The organism is Methylobacterium sp. WL12 (assembly GCF_008039475.1).
GTDB lineage: Bacteria > Pseudomonadota > Alphaproteobacteria > Rhizobiales > Beijerinckiaceae > Methylobacterium > Methylobacterium cerastii.
The window spans coordinates 1-18,411 of the sequence record NZ_VRUW01000047.1; the positions used below are offsets into that span (position 1 = coordinate 1).

19 protein-coding genes are annotated in these 18,411 nt (G+C 71.7%); 10 read left to right on the plus strand and 9 right to left on the minus strand.

The features are described 5' to 3' along the window. Nucleotides 1-52: 52 nt before the first annotated feature. The 3 genes from fliM to FV226_RS17055 all read left to right on the plus strand — a co-directional run bounded on the left by fliM (nt 53) and on the right by FV226_RS17055 (nt 2,664). Complete coding sequence (gene fliM, locus FV226_RS17045) at nt 53-1,267, plus strand: flagellar motor switch protein FliM (protein ID WP_147754318.1); 1,215 nt, start codon at nt 53-55, stop codon at nt 1,265-1,267. Between the two features lie 15 nt (nt 1,268-1,282). Further along, complete coding sequence (locus FV226_RS17050; protein ID WP_147763828.1) at nt 1,283-1,786, plus strand: DUF6468 domain-containing protein; 504 nt, start codon at nt 1,283-1,285, stop codon at nt 1,784-1,786. 128 nt (nt 1,787-1,914) lie between these two features. Continuing rightward, complete coding sequence (locus tag FV226_RS17055; protein WP_147753239.1) at nt 1,915-2,664, plus strand: hypothetical protein; 750 nt, start codon at nt 1,915-1,917, stop codon at nt 2,662-2,664. Between the two features lie 376 nt (nt 2,665-3,040). Here the strand turns inward: FV226_RS17055 and FV226_RS17060 are convergent, their stop codons facing one another. Together FV226_RS17060 and FV226_RS17065 are read right to left on the minus strand one after the other, a co-directional pair. After that, entirely contained in the window at nt 3,041-3,589 is a 549-nt protein-coding gene (locus FV226_RS17060) for an N-acetyltransferase (protein WP_147763829.1), read from the minus strand. A gap of 133 nt (nt 3,590-3,722) precedes the next feature. After that, nucleotides 3,723-4,889, minus strand: coding sequence for a type III PLP-dependent enzyme (locus FV226_RS17065; protein WP_147763830.1), 1,167 nt, complete (start codon nt 4,887-4,889; stop codon nt 3,723-3,725). A gap of 761 nt (nt 4,890-5,650) precedes the next feature. Here FV226_RS17065 and FV226_RS17070 point away from each other — a divergent pair. Beyond that, nucleotides 5,651-6,184 carry an N-acetyltransferase gene (locus FV226_RS17070; protein ID WP_147753224.1) on the plus strand — a complete coding sequence of 178 codons (534 nt, stop codon included), beginning with the start codon at nt 5,651-5,653 and terminating at the stop codon, nt 6,182-6,184. A gap of 10 nt (nt 6,185-6,194) precedes the next feature. Here the strand turns inward: FV226_RS17070 and FV226_RS17075 are convergent, their stop codons facing one another. Next, nucleotides 6,195-6,431: a hypothetical protein gene (locus FV226_RS17075; RefSeq protein WP_147753225.1), complete on the minus strand. Its 237-nt coding sequence runs from the start codon at nt 6,429-6,431 to the stop codon at nt 6,195-6,197. 198 nt (nt 6,432-6,629) lie between these two features. On the opposite strand from FV226_RS17075, the gene FV226_RS17080 reads away from it, so the two are divergent. The 3 genes from FV226_RS17080 to glcF all read left to right on the plus strand — a co-directional run bounded on the left by FV226_RS17080 (nt 6,630) and on the right by glcF (nt 10,843). After that, entirely contained in the window at nt 6,630-8,096 is a 1,467-nt protein-coding gene (locus FV226_RS17080; protein WP_147763831.1) for a polysaccharide biosynthesis C-terminal domain-containing protein, read from the plus strand. A gap of 101 nt (nt 8,097-8,197) precedes the next feature. Beyond that, entirely contained in the window at nt 8,198-9,382 is a 1,185-nt protein-coding gene (locus FV226_RS17085) for an FAD-binding protein (protein WP_147763832.1), read from the plus strand. Between the two features lie 120 nt (nt 9,383-9,502). Continuing rightward, nucleotides 9,503-10,843 (plus strand): glycolate oxidase subunit GlcF, encoded by a 1,341-nt coding sequence (gene glcF / locus FV226_RS17090; RefSeq protein WP_147763833.1) that lies wholly within the window; start codon nt 9,503-9,505, stop codon nt 10,841-10,843. 6 nt (nt 10,844-10,849) lie between these two features. Here glcF and FV226_RS17095 read toward each other — a convergent pair whose 3' ends face one another. Next, nucleotides 10,850-11,830 carry an MBL fold metallo-hydrolase gene (locus tag FV226_RS17095; protein ID WP_147763834.1) on the minus strand — a complete coding sequence of 327 codons (981 nt, stop codon included), beginning with the start codon at nt 11,828-11,830 and terminating at the stop codon, nt 10,850-10,852. A gap of 80 nt (nt 11,831-11,910) precedes the next feature. Here FV226_RS17095 and FV226_RS17100 point away from each other — a divergent pair, with 80 nt between their 5' ends. Next, nucleotides 11,911-12,684: an AraC family transcriptional regulator gene (locus FV226_RS17100; RefSeq protein ID WP_147763835.1), complete on the plus strand. Its 774-nt coding sequence runs from the start codon at nt 11,911-11,913 to the stop codon at nt 12,682-12,684. On the opposite strand, the gene FV226_RS17105 is transcribed toward FV226_RS17100, so the two are convergent. The 3 genes from FV226_RS17105 to fumC form a co-directional block, all read right to left on the minus strand. Then, nucleotides 12,659-12,907 (minus strand): ribbon-helix-helix domain-containing protein, encoded by a 249-nt coding sequence (locus FV226_RS17105; protein ID WP_147763836.1) that lies wholly within the window; start codon nt 12,905-12,907, stop codon nt 12,659-12,661. The two genes, FV226_RS17100 and FV226_RS17105, sit on opposite strands and share 26 nt — an antisense overlap. A 351-nt stretch (nt 12,908-13,258) precedes the next feature. Next, the gene (locus FV226_RS17110) at nt 13,259-13,450 is read right to left on the minus strand and encodes a DUF4169 family protein (RefSeq protein WP_147763837.1); all 192 of its coding nucleotides are present in this window, start codon (nt 13,448-13,450) and stop codon (nt 13,259-13,261) included. A 28-nt stretch (nt 13,451-13,478) separates the two neighbouring features. After that, entirely contained in the window at nt 13,479-14,891 is a 1,413-nt protein-coding gene (fumC, locus tag FV226_RS17115) for a class II fumarate hydratase (protein WP_147763838.1), read from the minus strand. Nucleotides 14,892-15,023: 132 nt separating this feature from the next. On the opposite strand from fumC, the gene FV226_RS17120 reads away from it, so the two are divergent. Further along, nucleotides 15,024-16,472, plus strand: a complete 1,449-nt coding sequence (locus FV226_RS17120) for a cytochrome P450 (protein ID WP_147763839.1) — start codon at nt 15,024-15,026, stop codon at nt 16,470-16,472. Here the strand turns inward: FV226_RS17120 and FV226_RS17125 are convergent. After that, a complete protein-coding gene (locus FV226_RS17125; RefSeq protein WP_147753234.1) occupies nt 16,429-17,178 on the minus strand; it encodes a phosphodiester glycosidase family protein in 750 nt (249 codons plus the stop codon). The genes FV226_RS17120 and FV226_RS17125 overlap by 44 nt on opposite strands. A gap of 197 nt (nt 17,179-17,375) precedes the next feature. On the opposite strand from FV226_RS17125, the gene FV226_RS17130 reads away from it, so the two are divergent. After that, nucleotides 17,376-17,867: a hypothetical protein gene (locus FV226_RS17130; protein ID WP_147753235.1), complete on the plus strand. Its 492-nt coding sequence runs from the start codon at nt 17,376-17,378 to the stop codon at nt 17,865-17,867. Nucleotides 17,868-17,929: 62 nt separating this feature from the next. On the opposite strand, the gene FV226_RS17135 is transcribed toward FV226_RS17130, so the two are convergent. Continuing rightward, nucleotides 17,930-18,340, minus strand: a complete 411-nt coding sequence (locus FV226_RS17135; protein ID WP_147763840.1) for a DUF4174 domain-containing protein — start codon at nt 18,338-18,340, stop codon at nt 17,930-17,932. Between the last annotated feature and the right edge of the window lie 71 nt (nt 18,341-18,411).

Sequence of the window (18,411 nt, forward strand, 5' to 3'; positions counted from 1 at the left end):
TAGCCGACGACCCCGCCGAGCCCGCCCGCGCCGCAACCCAACCGAGCCCGCCATGGAACCCGACGACCCGAACGTGGAGGACGACTGGTCGGCGGCCCTGATCGAGCAGGGTGCCGAAGGCGGCGACGCGTCGCTCGCCGACGAGTGGGGCGCGGCGCTCGCCGAGCAGGGCACCACCCGCAACGCCAGCGACGTCGCCGCCGAGTGGGCGACGATGATCGAGGACGGGGAGAGCGACAACCTCCCCGAGCTCGCCGGCAACGACCGCATCCTCAGCCAGGACGAGATCGACGACGTCGTCGGCTTCTCCCTGCGCGAGCTGTCCGCGTCCGGCGCGGGCGGCGTGCGCGCCATCGTCGATTCGGGCGTCGTCCAGTACGAACGCCTCCCGATGCTGGAGATCGTCTTCGACCGGATGATCCGGTTGCTGTCGACCTCGCTGCGCAACTTCTTCCAGGACAACGTCGAGGTGACCCTCGACAACATCACCTCCGTCCGCTTCGGCGACTACCTCAACGCCATCCCGCTGCCGACCCTGCTCGGGGTGTTCAAGGCCGACGCCTGGGAGAATTCCGGGCTGGTGACGGTGGAGTCGAACCTCGCCTACTCGACCCTGGACCTGCTGCTCGGGGGCAAGCGCGGCGGCACGTCGAGCCGGCTCGACGGGCGGCCCTTCACCACGATCGAGATGCAGCTCGTTCGGCGCCTGGTCGAGATCATCCTCGGCGACCTCGAGCTGTCGTTCCAGCCGCTCTCCCCGGTGAAGTTCGGGATCGACCGGATCGAGACCAACCCGCGCTTCGCCACGATCACCCGCCCGGCCAACGCCGCGATCCTGATCAGCCTGCGCCTCGACATGGACGGGCGCGGCGGCCTGCTCCAGATCCTGTTCCCCTACGCCACGATCGAGCCGATCCGTGAACTGCTCATGCAGAGCTTCATGGGCGAGAAGCTCGGCCGCGACCACGTCTGGGAGGGGCACCTCGCCACCGAGATCTGGCAGGCGGACATGACGATGGAGGCGGTGCTGCACGAGATGATGCTGCCGCTGAAGCGCGTCATGGCCCTCAAGGTCGGCGACACGCTGATGTTCGACGCCAAGCCCAGCGACCTGATCACCGTCCGCTGCGGCGAGTGGGCGCTGACCCAGGGGCGGATCGGGCGCGTCGACGACAGCATCGCCGTGCAGGTGACGCGGCCGTTGCGGCGCTCGCGCACCACGCTCCAGGCCTACGAGGCCTCGATGAACAACCGAAGCGACGCCTGAGATGGATTTTCGGTCATGAGCCTCCTCGTCACGCTCGCCGCCGACGGCCTCGTCGCGATCCTCCTCGTCGCCACCATCGTGTCGTCGATGAAGCTGTCGCGGCGCATCGTCCAGTTGAAGGGCGACGAGGCGGCGCTGCGCCAGACCATCGGCGACCTCATGGTGGCCACCGCCAGCGCCGAGCGCGCCATCGCAGGGCTGCGCAACACCCTGGACGAGTGCGACCGGACGCTCGCCGAACGCCTCGGCACCGCCGAGCGCTACGCCGCAGACATCGCCGCTCAGGTCGAGGCCGGCGAGGGCGTGATCGCCCGCATCGGCGCGATCGTCACGCAGATGCGTGGTGCCGCGCCCCGACCGGCCGCCCCCGAGCCGGCACCGACGCGTCCGGCGCTCCACGTCGCCAGCGAGGCGCCGGTCTCCGACGGCCCGAACGGCGAACGCCTCGGCGCCGCCGCCGCCGCCGCCCTCGCCATGACCGAGCGCGCCCTCCATCGGGTGCGGAGCCGGGCCGCATGAGTGCGGGGCCCCCCGCCCGGACCGATCCGACGCGAACCGTGCCCGCTGCGGCCGACGGCGCGCGCGCGGCCAAGGCCATCCGGGGAGCCAACAACGCGAAGGCCCTGACCGCCCTGGCGCGGGCACGGATGCGCCAAATCCGTCCGCTGCGCCTGCGGATGATCGATGCGGTCACGCTCGCCGCCGCCGGCCTGCTGGTGCTGAAGCTCGTCGGGATGTTCGTGGAGACGCCGCAGGTCGCGCCCGAACTGCCCGCCCTCGCGCAGGTGCTCGCCAAGGCCCGCATCGGCTACGAGCTGCTCGACCCCACCACCACCGGGTCGGTGACGCCCAAGGAGGCGCCGAAGGGCGAGGCCAAGGCGCCCGAGCCGCCGCAGGCCCAGCCGCCGATGCCGGAGCCCGTCTCGCTGACGGAGCGCGCGCTGCTGGAGAAGCTGGGCGCCCGGCGCGACGCGCTGAAGCAGAAGAGCGACGAGCTGGAACTGCGCGAGAAGATGCTCGGCGAGGCCGAGCGCAAGCTCGAGACCGGCCTCGGCGACCTCAAGCAGGCCGAGGACAAGGTGGACACCGCCGGCAAGGCCAAGGCCGACGCCGAGAAGGCCGGCCTGAAGAACCTCGTGACGATGTACGAGACCATGAAGCCGAAGGACGCCGCCCGCGTCTTCGACCGCCTCGGGCAGGAGGTGCTGGTGTCGCTCGTCCTGGCGATGAACCCGCGCAAGATGGCCGAGGTGCTGGCGCTGATGCAGCCGGACGCCGCCGAGAAGCTCACCGTGGCGCTGGCCAACCGCGCCCGCGGCGTCGCCGGCCCGCAGGCCGCCGCCGGCGGAGCGCTCGGCCCGAACGAGTTGCCGGCGATCGAGCCGGGCGGTCGCTGAGCCAAGCGAATTTCTTGCGCGCGCGTCTCGGCTCCTTGGTCTCGATTCGCGTCGTCAGGTGCAGCCGCCAATCCCGTGCTGGCACCCGAATTCACACATCCCAGCATCTGGCGGTTCGCTGTGCGCGCATCCCCTCTGCCCGCCAGCGGGGAGAAGGCTTTGCCGACCCCGTCGTCGGCAAAGCGAGGCGGCAGCCGACGGTGAGGGGGCGACGCCGAATGAGGCACTTCCGGAAGCTCCCCCTCACCGTCGCTTCGGCTTCGCCTCCGCTTCCCGGCTGCACGACGAGGTGCAGCCGGGCCTCTCCCCGCCCGCGGGGAGAGGGGGGGCGGTTCATTTGGCATGCGGGGGTACGCCGGTGACGACGCTCGCCCGATCAGGCGGCGCGTCGTCGTCCGTAGGCCGCGCCCGCCAAGCCCAACTCCGCTGGGGCGAGCCGGCCCGTCGCCCGGACCAAGCCCTCGGCCCCGTCGAGGGCGCCGGCCCGCAGCTCGAGCCCGAGGAAGCGTCCGCGTGCGAACGGACCGGGCAGGGTGAGGTCGGCGGCGAGGGCTTGCGAGAAGCCGAAGCGCTCGTAGTAGGGCGCATCGCCCACGAGCAGCACGGCCCCGTGGCCGAGGGATTCGGCGCGCCCCAAGGCGGCGTGCATCATCACCCGGCCGAGGCCCTGGCGCTGGAGCGCCGGGTCGACCGCCAGCGGGCCGAGCAGCAGGGCCGGGCAGGCGCCGGCCGCGACGTTCCACAGGCGCAGCGTCCCGATCAGGCGCCCGTGGCGGGTCGCCGCGAAGGCGAGGCCGCGGGCGGGAAGGCGCCCCTCGCGCAGCCGCTCTGAGGTCTTGGCCCGGCGGTTCGCGCCGAAGCAGGCGTCGAGCAGGCGCTCGCGCGCCGCGACGTCGTGATGGTGCTCCGCCCGGATCTGGATCATGGCCGTGACCGCCCCGTCGTGATGTGACGCGTGGGACCGGGCGCCGTCATGCCGGCCCTCGGATGAAGGCCGGCCGAACGGAACGCGCGGTGCATCAGGGAAACCCCCGCCGGCGGGCGGCGGGGGGCACGGATCAGATCACGATCTGCTGAAGCGGGGGGAAGCCGTTGAAGGCGACCGCGGCATAGGTCGTGGTGTAGGCGCCGGTGCCCTCGATCAGCACCTTGTCGCCGATCGAGAGCGAGACCGGCAGCGGGTAGTGCTCGCGCTCGTAGAGCACGTCCATCGAATCGCAGGTCGGCCCGGCGAGGACGCACGGGCTCATCCGGTCGCCGTCGTGGTCGGTGCGGACGGGGTAGCGGATCGACTCGTCCATGGTCTCGGCCAGCCCCCCGAACTTGCCGATGTCGAGGTAGACCCAGCGCACCTCGTCCTCCGAGGCCGACTTCTTCGAGATCAGCACCACCTCGGCTTCGATCAGCCCGGCGTTGCCGACCATGCCGCGGCCCGGCTCGATGATCGTCTCCGGCAGCTGGTTGCCGAAATGCTTGGTGAGCGCGCGGAAGATCGCGTCGCCGTAGGACTCCACGCCCGGCACCTGCTTGAGGTACTTCGTCGGGAAGCCGCCGCCGAGGTTGACCATCGACAGGCCGATGCCGCGAAGCGCGCACTCGCGGAAGATCGTCGAGGCGGAGGCGAGCGCCCCGTCCCAGGCCTCGGTGTTGCCCTGCTGCGAGCCGACATGGAACGACACGCCGTAGGCCGACAGGCCCTGGCGGTGGGCGTGCTCCAGCACCTCGACGGCCATCTCCGGCTCGCAGCCGAACTTGCGCGACAGCGGCCAGTCGGCGCCGGCGCCGTCGCAGAGGATGCGGCAGAACACCTGCACCGATCCGGCCTCGATGCCGGCGGCCTCGGCGGCGCGGACGATCTTCTCGACTTCCGCCTCGCAATCGACCGCGAACAGGCGGATGCCGAGGCGCAGCGCCCGGCCGATGCAGCGCTCCTTCTTGATCGTGTTGCCGAAGGAGATCCGCTCCGCGGTGGCGCCGGCGGCGAGCGCCATCTCGATTTCGGCGACGGACGCGGTGTCGAAGCACGAGCCCATGTCGGCCAGGAGGCGCAGAACCTCGGGGGCCGGGTTCGCCTTCACCGCGTAGAACACGCGGGTGTCGGGGAGCGCGCGGGCGAAGGCGGTGTAGTTGTCGCGGACCACGTCGAGGTCGAGCACCATCACCGGGCCCTCGTCGCGGCCGAGGTCGCGGCGGACGCGCAGGAAGTCGCGGATGCGATCGGTCATGTCTGTTCCAACCCACAGGTTCGCGGGGCCGCCCACGGGGGAGCGCGCCGTCGAAGATGTGACGGTCCCTTCAGGGACCGCCGGCGTCTGGGGCTGATGCGACGCGCGGATCCGCGCTGTGGAGACGCGACGATCCGTGCGGGCGCGACGAGCACCCGGAGGCTGCCGTGGATTGGACGGGATTTCCCATCCGCACGCCGGGCAAGGAGAAACAAGCCTCTTCGGTGCCGGCCTTTGGAGGGCCGACGAGACCAAAAAAGCCCGTTCGTCGTTGCTTTAAGCTGCGTCCCCCGTGGAGAGCGGGATTCGCCGGTTTCGCCTCCGGCTGCCGGTTGTTGTCGGGGTCCGGTGTCGCCACCTGGATGCCGGCCGAAAGGGATCCACCCTGTCGACCATCGATCCTTTAAGACCCCTGGCGGCTGTCCGGCAGTTGGCCGGATGCCCACCAACCGACACGCGGCCACAGGCACGTGCGAAATTGGGCAAGGCGCATATACGAACGGCGCACCACCACCACAAGCGGAATTCGGCCCGCGGCGGCGGGAATCCCCGTGTGTTGCGGGGACCTGTTGCCAAAACGCAGCGCCCGTCCGCGGGCGGGCTTTCCAAGCGCGTAAAGTGCGGGCATCTCACCCCGGTCGACGGTGGCGACGCCCTGCCGGTCCGCGGCATCCGGGGCGCGGGATCGGAATCGGCGGAATGCGGGCGGCGGGCATCATGGTCGGGGTGAGACGGCGGACGATTCGGTCGCGGGTGACCGCTTGAACCCGCAAGCCGACGGCGAGCTGGAGGTCCGGGTCGCGTGCCTGGACGACCTCGACGCCCTGGTCGCCCTGGAGAACGCGACCTTCTCCACCGACCGGGCCGAGCGCCGGGCGATCCGCCACGCGATCCGCTCGCCCTCGATGACGGTACTGGTCGCCCTGCTGATCGAGGCGGACGGGACCAACGTCCTCGTCGGGGCTGCCACCCTGGAGCGGCGGCGCAACAGCCGCAGCGCGCGGCTCTCCTCCATTGCTGTGGCGTCGTCCCGCGCCGGGCTCGGCCTCGGCGGCCGGCTGATGCAGGCGGTGGAGGACGAGGCGCGTCGCCACGGCTGCACCCGCCTGCGCCTCGAGGTGCGCGCCGACAACGGCGCCGGCCTGCGCCTGTACGAGCGCCGGGGCTACACGCGCTTCGAGGTTCGCGAAGGCTATTACGAGGACGGCATGGAGGCGTGGTGTTACGAGCGCGCCCTCGCCGACGACGCGGCGGACGCGACGCAGGAGCCGCCCCGGCAGCGCCGGAGCGGCTGAAGCCGGAAAATCAGTCGCAGCGCTCGCGGCTGACCGTCTTGCGGTCGCCCTCGTCGTTGGTCTTCGTCACCGTCTTCGTGGAACAGCCGTCGCTGCTCTCGCGGGTCTCCACCGTCTTGCTCTCGGTGGCCGGACGATCGACCACGACGGTGTCGGGCGCCCGGCGCTCGATCACGGTGGTCTGGGCGGTGGCGGCCTGGATGCCGGCGAGGGCGAGGATCGCGGCGGCGGGAACGAGGATGCGCATCGGATAGGGACTCCGGGAAAAGTTTCGAACGGACGCGGAAACGGCCTCCGGCCCGAAACCGTTCCGGGGCGCCCTCGTCATGCCGGATTCAGGGAATCTTACCGGCGTCGCGTTAGAGCACGGATGCAGGGGCGCGCCCGCCCGCGCCGGCTCGTCCGCGACGCGTGTCCTTGAGAGCCCGCCCGTGAAAGCCCGACCATGGCCGTGATCGCCGCCTTCGTCATGAATGCCGGGCTGAACTTCGTCCTCGGCCTGCTCATCGCCAAGCTGCTGGGGCCGGCCGATTTCGGGCGTTTCGCGCTGGCCACCGCCGGCACCCTGGTGATCACCACCGTCCTGTTCGAGTGGCTGCGCCTGTCGGCGACGCGGTTCTACTCGGTGCGCGTCCGCCTCGACGAACCCTGGATCCGGCACGGCCTCGACCGCGCCTACGCCATCCTCGCGGTGCTGCTGTTCGCCGCCGCGGCCGTCGCCGCCGGCCTCGGGCTCGGCGACGGGCCGGACGGGCCGGACGGGCATGCCGCGATCCTGTCCGGTGCGATGCTGGCGGCACTCGGCATCGGCGTGTTCGACTATCACGCCGCGCTCGCCCGCGCCCGCTTCGACGGCAAGCTCTATCTCGGGCTGGTCGCGGTGAAGAACGTGATCGCCTTCGCCATGATGGCCGCGGCCGCCTGGTACCTGCGCCAGCCGGCCTGGGTGCTCGCCGCCGCCGGAGTGAGCCAGCTCCTCGCCGTGCTGATCCTGCGCCACCCCTTGCGCGACCCGGCCTCGGCGGTGGAGCACCATCGCCGGCGCGAGACCTGGAGCCTGTTCCTGCGCTACGGCCTGCCCCTGATCGCGGCCAACGCCGTCTACCAGCTGCTACCGTTCCTCAACCGCGGCACCATCGCCGCGCAGGCCGGCTTCGCCGAAGCCGGCTACTTCGCGCTCGCCGCCGACGTGACCGCGCGCAGCCTCACCATGCTCGGCACGGCCCTCGACCTGCTGCTGTTCCAGCTCGCGGTGCGGGCCGAGGAGCAGCACGGCCGCGCGGCGGCCGAACGGCAGGTCGCGGCCAACGCGGCCACCGTCTACGCGCTGCTGCTGCCCTGCGCCGTCGGGTTCTGGGCGGTGCTGCCGGCGCTGGAGGCGTTGGTGGTGCCGGAGGCCTATCGCGGGCCGTTCGCGCTCTACGCGCTGCTGCTGATCCCCGGCCTGTTCTGCCTCGCGATGATGTTCTACGCGATCAACCCGGTGTTCCAGATCCGCCGCCGGACCCTGCCGGTGATCGCGGCGGCTGCGGCCGGGCTCGCGGTCAACGGCCTCGGCCTCCTCGTCCTGCCGCCGCTGCTCGGCGGCGCCGGCGTCGCCCTCGCCCAGACGCTGGCGCTCGCCTCCGCCTTCGCCTGGCTCGCCGTGCGGGCGCTCACCGGCCGCGACCGCCTCGCGCTGCCCTGGAACGAGATCCTCGCGGCCAGCGCCGCCTGCGGCGCCATGGCGGCGGCGCTCGCGCCGCTTCGCCATCTCGATCCGGCGCTGGCGCTCGGCGTCGCCGTGCCCCTCGGGGCCGGGCTCTACGCGGCCCTGGTGTGGCTTTTCGACATCGCCGGCCTGCGCAGCCAGGTCGAGGGCCGGTTCCGCCCGGCGCATCCTGCGGCGGCCGATCCTGTGGCGGCAGAGTAGAGCGGTTCCACTTTGCAACGCGGCCGCGATCCCGCATGATCGGGGCTACAAGGGTGCCGCGCAAAGGCATCCGGTAAAGACACGCGACCGGGCAGGAAACGATGCCATTCTACGAGCCCCGCGACGAGGGCGAGGCGGCCGAGATCGTCGGCGCGGCCGCCGGCCGCTCCGAGCGCCTGCGCCTCGTGGGCGGGGACACCATGGCCGGGATCGGCCGGCCGGCGCAGGACGAGGCGACGCTCTCGGCGCGGGCGCTCTCCGGCGTCACCCTCTACGAGCCCGCCGAGATGGTGATCTCGGCCCGTGCCGGCACACCGCTCGCGGAGGTGCAGGCGATGCTCGCCGCCCGCGGCCAGATGCTGCCGTTCGAGCCGATGGACGCCCGCGCCCTGATGGGCAGCGCTGGCGAGCCGACGTTCGGCGCGGTGGCGGCGGCCAACAATTCCGGGCCGCGCCGCATCAACGCCGGTGCCGCCCGCGACAGCCTGATCGGCGTGCGCTTCGTCAACGGTCGCGGCCAGGCGATCAAGTCCGGCGGGCGGGTGATGAAGAACGTCACCGGCCTCGACCTCGTGAAGCTGATGGCCGGCTCCTGGGGCACCCTCGGGCTCCTCACCGAGGTCACCTTCAAGGTGCTGCCGGTGCAGGAGCGCGTGGCGACGCTGGTCTTCCGCGGGCTCGACGACGCCCGCGCGGTGGCTGCGCTCGCCGCCGCCCTCGGCTCGCCGTTCGAGCTCACGGGCGCGGCGCACCTGCCCGCCGGCATCGACGGCGCGGACGCTCGCACGCTGATGCGGCTCGAAGGCTTTTCGGACTCGCTCGACTACCGGATCGGTGAGCTGCAGAAGCTCCTGAAGCGCTTCGGCGCCGCCGAGATCCTGGACGGCGAACCGGGTGTCGCCCTCTGGAATACGATCCGGGATGTGACGCCCTTCACCGGAACGTCCGAGGCCGTGTGGCGGCTCTCGACCGCGCCGACCCGAGGCCCGGCGCTCGCCGCCGCGATCGGCCGCGCGATGCCGGCGCGCTGGTTCTACGATTGGGGCGGCGGCCTGGTCTGGCTCGCCGTCGCGTCCGAGGGCGATGCCGGGGCGGAGGCGATCCGCTCCGCCCTCGGCCAGCACGGCGGCCACGCCACGCTGATCCGGGCGCCCGATGCGGTGCGCGCCGCCGTGCCGGTGTTCCAGCCACTCTCGCAGCCGCTGATGCGGGTGACGCAGGGGATCAAGACGGCGCACGACCCCGCGGGTGTGTTCAACCCAGGGCGGATGTACGCCGAGGTTTGAGGCGCCCGGGCCCGACGCGGGCCCTCCGCCGCATCGTGCGCGGCGCGAAACGGTGGCAGAGACGATCGATCGACGGGGCCGACGCCATCGGCCCGAGACAGGACGCATCCAGAACGCGCCATGCAAACCAACTTCTCCCTGGCCCAGCTCGCCGACCCGGCGATGGCGACCTCCGAAAAGATCCTGCGCACCTGCGTTCATTGCGGGTTCTGCACGGCGACCTGCCCGACCTACCTGCTGCTCGGCGACGAACTCGATAGCCCGCGCGGACGGATTTACCTGATCAAGGACATGCTGGAGGGCGGCAAGGCGGCGAGCGCCGAGGTGGTCAAGCACGTGGACCGCTGCCTGTCGTGCCTGTCCTGCATGACGACCTGCCCCTCGGGCGTGCATTACATGCACCTCGTCGACCACGCCCGCAGCCATATCGAGGAGACGTTCTCCCGGCGGCTCGACGACCGCGCGCTGCGGGCGATCCTGGCCTTCGTGCTGCCCTATCCCGCGAGGTTCCGGGCGGCGTTGTGGGCGGCCAAGCTCGGCGCGCCGTTCCGGCCCCTGGTGGCGCGCCTGCCGCGGGTCGGAAACCGGCTCGCCGCGATGCTCGACCTCGCCCCCGCCGCGCTGCCCGGCCGCGAGGCGACCAACCGGCCCGCGACCTTCCCCGCCGTCGGCGCGCAGGGCGCGCCCAAGCGCGTGGCCCTGCTGCGCGGCTGCGCCCAGAGCGTGCTGCGGCCGGATTTCAACGCGGCGGCGATCCGCCTGCTCACCCGCCACGGCGTCGAGGTGGTGCACGCGGAAGGCGAGGGGTGCTGCGGCGCACTCACCCATCACATGGGCCGGACGGACGACTCGCACGCCCAGGCCCGGCGCACCATCGACGCCTGGATCGCGGAAGCCGACGGCGCCGGCCTCGACGCCATCCTCGTCACCGCGTCCGGCTGCGGCACGACGATCAAGGATTACGGCTTCATGTTCCGCGACGACCCTGCCTACGCCGACAAGGCGGCACGGGTCTCGGCGCTCGCCAGGGACGTCACCGAGTTCGTCGCCACCCTCGACATCGCGCCGACGGTCGAGAGCGACCTCGTCGTCGCCTATCACTCGGCCTGCTCGATGCAGCACGGCCAGGGCATCCGCACGGAGCCCAAGACCCTGCTGAAGCAGGCGGGCTTCACGGTGAAGGACGTGCCCGAGGGCCACATCTGCTGCGGCTCGGCCGGCACCTACAACATCCTGCAGCCGGAACTCGCCGGCAAGCTCCGGGCGCGCAAGGTCGCCAACATCGAGCGGATGCGTCCCGACGTGATCGCCACCGGCAACATCGGCTGCGCCACGCAGATCGGGAAGGGCACCGCGATCCCGATCGTCCACACGGTGGAACTGCTGGATTGGGCCACCGGCGGCCCGCGGCCGGCGGCGCTCAAGGCCACGGCCGAGCCGGTGCTGCAGGCAGCCGACTGACCGGCCTCACGGTTCGAACTGGTCGGTGACCGGGATCCAGCGATAGCCTGCGCCGCTCGGCGCGACGTAGCCGAGCGACGGGAACGACGTATGGTAGCCGGCGACCACGATGTCGTCGGTCGCCGCCATGTCGTAGATCCGACGCCGCGTGGCCGCGCCCTGTCCCTTGTCCATGTCGAACAGGGCGTGCCAGCCCGGCTCGGCGAGCGAGGCGACCTCGTGGTGGGCGCAATCGCCCCAAATCAGCATCCGCCGCCCCGCGCTCTCGACGTGGAAGGCGAGGTGGCCGGGCGTGTGCCCGTAGGCCGCGAGCGCGTGGATGCCGGGAACGATCTCGTCCCCGGCCGCCACGAAGCGTGTCCGTGCGGCGAGCGGCAGGAGGTTGGCGCGGAACACCAGCGCCGAGGCGTGCTCGTTGCCCGACGGTTCCGACGCGAGGCGCTCGGGTTTGGTCCAGAAATCGTACTCGACCGCGCCGACGACGAGGCGCGCGTTGGGGAAGGTCGGGTGCCCGTCGCGCATCAGCCCGCCGATGTGGTCGGTGTGGCAATGGCTGAGGACGACGACGTCGATCGCCTCCGGCGCGGTGCCGGCCGCGCGCAGCCGCTCGACCAGACGTCCGCCGGCCGGCGGCGGCACGAAGCCGACCGCGCCGTTGCCGGTGTCGAACAGGATGGTCTCGCGCCCGGTCTCGATCAGCACCGGGGTGAAGCCCGGCTGGAAGCGATCGGGCGGCAGGCGGTTGGCGCGCATCAGGGCCTCGACCTCGCCCTTGGGGCGGTCCTCGCCGACGATCGGCCAGGGGCCGTCGATCATCCCGGCGGCATCGAGCAGCATCGTCACGCGAAAGGCGCCGAGCGCGAACCGGTACTGCGCCGGCGTCGCCGGGCCGAGCGGTTCGGACCGCGCCGACCGAGGCAGCAGCGCCGGGGCGGCCAAGGCGGCGAGGCCGGTCGCGGCGAGTTGCCGGCGCGTCCGTTCGATCATCGAATCATTCCCTTCGCCCGCGTGAGGCCGCAGACTGCGCGGCGTGGGCGAAGGCCTACCGGCTGCGGGGGATCGGGCGCTTGTACGAACGTGCTGCCGACGACGGGCCGTTGCGGCCGCTCTGGCATGTGGCCGGCGCGACGACCTTCTTCGCCGGGCCGTTGCGCTACAATGCGGGGCACCAGCACGGCGCGCCGGTCTTCCTCGCGGGGCTCTACGGCAACTTCCGCCTGCGCGTCGGCACGCAGGACTGGACCAGCTGCCGCACGGCGATGATCCCGGCCGGGTGCGTGCACGAACTCGACCTCGGCGGCGACCCGCTCGGCGTGCTCTACCTCGAGCCGGACCGCTTCGGGGTCGAGGCGCTGACGCCGCTCCTGCACGGCACCCGCGAGATCGCGGGCGCGCTCCTGGGCGCCGCCGGCGAGACCACGCCGCTGCGCGACCTGTTCGAGCACCGCGACGGCGCCTCCGCCGCCGGGCCGGCGCTCGCCGACCTCCTCGCGTTCGCGGGGCGGCAGGCGGAGCCGCGGATCGACGGGCGGATCGCGCGGGCGATCCGCCGCCTGCTCGCCGAGCCCGAAGCGACGCCGTCGGCCGGGGCGCTCGCGGCCTCGGTCGGCCTGTCGGCCTCGCGGTTCCAGCACCTGTTCACCGACGCCGTCGGGGTGCCGTTCCGGCGCTATCGGGCCTGGCTGCGGATGCGCCGGGCGATCGGTGCGGTGATCGACGGCAACAACTTCACCGGCGCCGCGCATGCGGCCGGCTTCGCCGACCAGGCCCATTTCGCCCACGATTTCAGGCGGACCTTCGGCGCCCCCGCTTCGCTCAGCCTTCGCGACATCCGGCGCTGACGACGGGTCGGTCCGCCGGCTCGCGATACGCCGCCAGCACGAAGACCCGGATCGCCGAGGACAGGTTCTGGCCGTTCCGCTCGGCGTCGATCGCGCCGATCAGCGCCTGGACGGACTTTTCGCGCGCCGCTGCGATCTCGCCCAAAGCCGTCCAGAACGGGTCCTCCAGGGACACGCTGGTGCGGTGGCCGGCGATCATCACCGAGCGCTTGGTGATGGTCATCGGGCGCGCCTTCTCCGTCCAGCGCACGGGAAACGGTAGTCGTCCATTTCGTCACGGCATCTGATGACGCGCGGGTTCCCCTCTCCCCGCGTGCGGGGAGAGGCCCGGCTGCACCTTGTCGTGCAGCCGGCAAGCGTCGGCGAAGCCAAAGCGACGGTGAGGGCGCGCGAACGAAAAAGCCTCCTCCGGATCGGCCCCCTCACCGTCGGCTGCCGCCTCGCCACCACGACGACGAGGTCGTCGCGTCCCTCTCCCTGCAAGCGGGGCGAGGGGATGCGCGCAGATCGAAACGCCAGAAGCAGCGATGTGCGAATCCTGTCGCTCGCACAGGGGTCGAGAAGGGGCACCGCGTCACGTGTCCGAATCTGGCCCGACGAGCTTGTGGCCCTCGTGGCGGGCCACCTCGATGGCTGTCTTGCGCTCCTGCAGGGTCCGGGCCTTCTTGGGGCGGCCGAAGGCGATGCGGTTGTCCTCCGCCTTGGCGTCCTTCTCGACCCGCAGGCGCGCCTTGCGGGCCTGGCGCAGGTTGATGATCTCGGCCATCGCGTCGATCTCCCGTTCGAGCGGGCGCCTACTCGGCGCTCGGGGCCAGCATGGTCTCGGGACGCACCACGCGCTCGAACTCGGCTTCGGTGACGTAGCCGAGGCGTAGCGCCTCCTCCTTCAGGGTGGTGCCGCGCTTGTGCGCGGTCTTGGCGATCTCGGCGGCCTTGTCGTAGCCGATCGAGGGGGCGAGCGCGGTCACCAGCATGAGCGAGCGGCTCATCAGGTCGGCGATCCGGTCCTCGTTGGCCTTGATGCCGACGACGCAGTTGTCGGTGAAGCTGACCGCCGCGTCGGCGAGCAGGCGGATCGATTGCAGCACCGCGTTGGCGATCACCGGTTTGAACACGTTGAGCTCGAAGTTGCCCTGGCTGCCGGCGAAGCTCACCGTGGTGCCGTTGCCGATCACCTGGGCGCAGACCATCGTCAGCGCCTCGCACTGGGTCGGGTTGACCTTGCCCGGCATGATCGACGAGCCCGGCTCGTTCTCCGGCAGCGACAGTTCGCCCAGGCCCGAGCGCGGGCCGGATGCCAGCAGGCGGATGTCCTGCGCGATCTTGAACAGGCCGGCGGCCAGCGCCGAGAGCGCACCTTGGGTGAAAACCAGGGCGTCGTGGGTCGCCAGCGCCTCGAACTTGTTGGCGGCCGAGGTGAAGGGCAGGCCGGTCAGCTCTGCGACCTTGGCGGCGAAACGCTCGGCGAATTCGGGATGCGCGTTGAGGCCGGTGCCCACCGCCGTGCCGCCCTGCGCCAGCGCAAGCACGCCGGGCAGCGTCGCCGCGATGCGCGAGCCGCCGAGCGCGACCTGCGCGGCATAGCCGGAGAATTCCTGGCCGAGCGAGACCGGGGTCGCGTCCTGCAGGTGGGTGCGGCCGATCTTGACGATCGATTCGAAGTCCTTCGCCTTCGCGTCGAGCGCCGCATGAAGGTGGGTCAGCGCCGGCATCAGGCGGCCGGTGATCTCGCGCGAGACCGCGATGTGCATCGCCGTCGGGAACACGTCGTTCGAGGACTGGCCGCGGTTGCAGTGGTCGTTGGGATGCACCGGCGACTTGCCGCCACGCTGGCCGCCGAGCCGCTCGTTGGCGAGGCTGGCGATGACCTCGTTGGCGTTCATGTTCGACTGCGTGCCCGAGCCCGTCTGCCAGACCACCAGCGGGAACTCCTCGTCGTGGCGGCCGTCCACCACCTCGGCCGCCGACGCGGCGATGGCCTCGGCCACCTTCGGGTCGAGGCCGCCGAGATCCTGGTTCACCAGGGCGGCCGACTGCTTGACGAGGCCGAGCGCGTGGACGAGCGGCGCCGGCATGTGCTCGGTGCCGATCTTGAAGTTCTGGATCGAGCGCTGGGTCTGCGCCCCCCAATACCGGTGCGCCGGGACCTCGATCGGCCCGAAGGTGTCGGATTCCGTGCGGGTGGCGGTATCGGGCTGCGGCGACATCGTGGCCTCTACGTTTGCTGCAATGCGAAGCCTACCTACGACAGGCGGCGGCAAATCGCGAAGGTGCTTTTCCCGCCGCGCCTCGACAAACGCGGCGGGCTGTTCCCCGCCCGGCGAACAAGGATGGCGTCGATGACGGCGACGATCGCGATCGACACGCCGGCGCCGGCGACGGCCCGCTTCCGGCCGCCCGTGCCGGCGCCGCGCCGCACGGCGATGGGCCTGTTCGCGTTCCTCAAGGCGGCGCGGCAGAACCCGATCACCACCTGGATGGAGGATCACTTCACCGCGCCCGTGGTGGCCGGCGACGGCGCCATGGGCCGCATCACCGTGGTCAGCGACCCGGCCCTGATCCGCTACCTGCTGGTCGAGAACGTCGGCAACTACCGCAAGGACGACCTGCAGCGCCGCGTGCTGGCCCCCGGTCTCGGCAACGGCCTGCTCAGCGCCGAGGGCGACGCCTGGAAGTTGCAGCGGCGGACGCTGGCGCCGATCTTCTCGGCCCGCACGGTGCAGGGCTTCTCGGATGCGATGAACGCGTCCGGCGCCAAGCTCGCGCGGCGCCTGGCCCGGCGGGACGGCACCCGGGTCGACGTCGCGCTGGAGATGACCCGCGTCACCCTCGACGTGCTGGAGCGGACGATCTTCACGCAAGGCCTGCCCGGCGATCCCGACGCCCTCGGGCGCGCGATCACGCGCTTCCTTGAGGCGGTCGGGCCGATCGATCCCCTCGACGTGTTCGGCGTGCCCGACTTCGTGCCGCGGCTCGGCCGGCTGCGGGCGCGGCCGGCCGGGCGCTACTTCGCCGAGGTGGTCGAGGCGCTGATCGCACGGCGCAAGGCCCAGGTCGCCGCCGGCGGCGCGCCGCAGGACCTGATGACGCTGCTGCTCGCGGCTCAGGACCCGGAGACCGGCAAGGGCCTCACCGACCTGGAGGTGCAGGCCAACATCATCACCTTCATCGCCGCCGGCCACGAAACCACGGCGAACGCCCTGACCTGGGCGCTCTACTGCCTGGCGAAGGACGACGCGGCGCGGGAGCGGCTGGAGGCGGAGGTCGACGCGGCGGGCGAGGGCGACTTCGCCCTCGACGCGCTGCCCTTCGCCAAGGCGGTGATGGAAGAGGCGATGCGGCTGTTCCCGCCGGTGCCGTTCCTCAGCCGCCAGGCGATCCGCGACGACCGCCTCGGCCGCATCAAGGTGCCGCGCGGGTCGATGGTGCTTGTGGCGCCCTACGTGCTGCATCGGCACCGTACCCTGTGGGACGATCCGGACGCCTTCGTGCCCGAGCGGTTCCTCGGCGCGAACCGCGACGCGATCCCGCGCTTCGCCTACCTGCCGTTCGGGGCCGGCCCGCGCGTCTGCATCGGCCAGAGCTTCTCGGTGCAGGAGGCGGTGATCGTGCTGGCCCACGTCGTCCGCGCGGTCCGGTTCCGGATGCCGGACGACCATCCGCCGATGACGCCGCTGCACCGGGTGACGCTGCGCCCCGAGCACGGCCTGCGCATGGATGCGACCCGCCGGGGGCAGACGCCTCTTAGCGTGGAACGGCCCCGACCATCGGCCCGAGCGGGCGGCTGAGGTCGTTGCGCTTCAGCGCGGGGGCGTAGAGGCTCGACACGCTGCCGTCGAGGAAGAGGGCGTTGCGGCAGCCGAGGTCGTCCCGGAACAACCGGGCGAAGGCGCCGAAGGTGACGGGGTGCTCCGAGATCGCGAACACCGCCACCCGGCCGTCGTCGCGGACGCCCACGCCGTTGCGGATCTTCAGGCTCGGCCCGTCGGCGGAGATCTTGGGATGGATCTGGCCGTCGATCACCAGCATCGGGCCGGATTGCGTCGCGAAGTCGGGCTTCATGCGGGCCTTGAGGTAATGGCCGGTGTCGAGCACGCCTGCGCGCTCGCCCTTCACGTAGAACACACCGTTGGGCTTGAGGTGGAAGTTGCCCGGCCCGTTCGCGGTCGAGACGCCCTTCATTTCCCGCCCGTCCTCGACGTAGAGCCCGACCGGCGCCTGGCCCTTGTCGTACATGCCGGCGTTCATCGCGAAGCTGAGGCGCGGACCCTGCTTCTCGGCAAGCGTCGAGAGCGAGGAATACGGCAACCCGTCCGCGCCGAGCCAGAACAGGCGCACCCGCTGGCGGCGGAGGTCGACGGTGCATACGGTGAAGCTGTCGCCCTGCGCCTGGACAGGGCGGCACGTCTCATTCGGCGCCGTCTCCGCGTGGGCGCCGCCGGCCGAGACTGCGATCAGCGCGAGGACCGCAGCTTTGGTGAGGCGTAACATCATCGTGAGGTCCTGACCGTGCGCGAGCCCTTAAAGGGGCCGCCGCACGCCTCCTCACCTCAGAATGCGACGGTTTTCAAGCGGCCCGGACTCCGAAGCCCGGGCGTCGATCGCCGATGTCGCAGCGTGAACCGAAGTCGGCGGCTGGGCGTTCTTGATGTGACGGGGGGCAAGGACACGACTCTTCTGGAGCTGATGAGATGAAGCGTCTTCTTCTTGCCTCGACGCTGATGGTCGGGGCTCTCGCCTACCTTCCGGCCTCGGCCGAAGCGCGCGGGTTCGGCGGTGGGTTCCATGGCGGTGGTTTCCACGGGGGCGGCTTCGGCGGCTTCCGGGGCGGTGGCTTCGGTGGTGGGTTCCGTGGTGCGGGCTTCGGTGGGTACCGGGGCGGCTTCGGCGGCTACCGCGGTGGGTTCGGTGGCTACCGCGGCGGTTACGGCGGGTATCGCGGCTACGGCTACGGCCGTGGTCTCGGGTACGGGCTCGGCGGTCTTGGGCTCGGCGTCGGCCTCGGCCTGGCGGCCGGCGGTCTCTACGGCGGGTATGGCGGCTACGGCTACCCGGGTTACGGCTATGGCTACGCCCCGGCGGCCTACGGCGGCTACGGTTACGGCGGCGAGTGCGTGACCGTCCCGCGGGTGCGCTGGACTCCTTACGGTTACCGCCGCGTGCTGATCGAGCGCTGTTACTGAGCTACGCGTCCGATCGTGACGACGAAGGGGGCTGCCTGCGGGCAGCCCTTTTTCGTTTCCGCTCAGCGTTGCCGCCGCATTTCGTCCCGGCGCATCGGCATGGCGTCGATGGTCGAGAACAGGCGCTGCGGCGCGATCGGTTCGGGCTCGGTGATCTTCACGCCCCCGTCCTTGCCGACGAGCACCGCGCGGAACGCGTCGGCCGGCAGGCCTAGCCGCCGCCGGATCGCTTCTGCGTCGCCGCCTCCGCCGACCGCCTCGACCACGACGAGGTCCCGCTCGCTGAGACCTGCGCGCGCCGCGGCGATCGTCGCGCGCTGCGCGACGAGCCGGCGGTCTCCCGCATCCGGCGCCGACAGGACGAGCACCCGCGAGACCTGGCGATAGCGCGCGAGCGGGTCCTGGGCCGCCGCGCCGGGTCCGGCGAAGGCTGCGAACGCGATGGCGAGGGCGACACCGGATCCGACGCGCATGATGGTCCTTATTCCCCTAAACGGGATGGTTCGAACGGGAAACGCGGATCAGGCCAGCCGGTGACATCGGC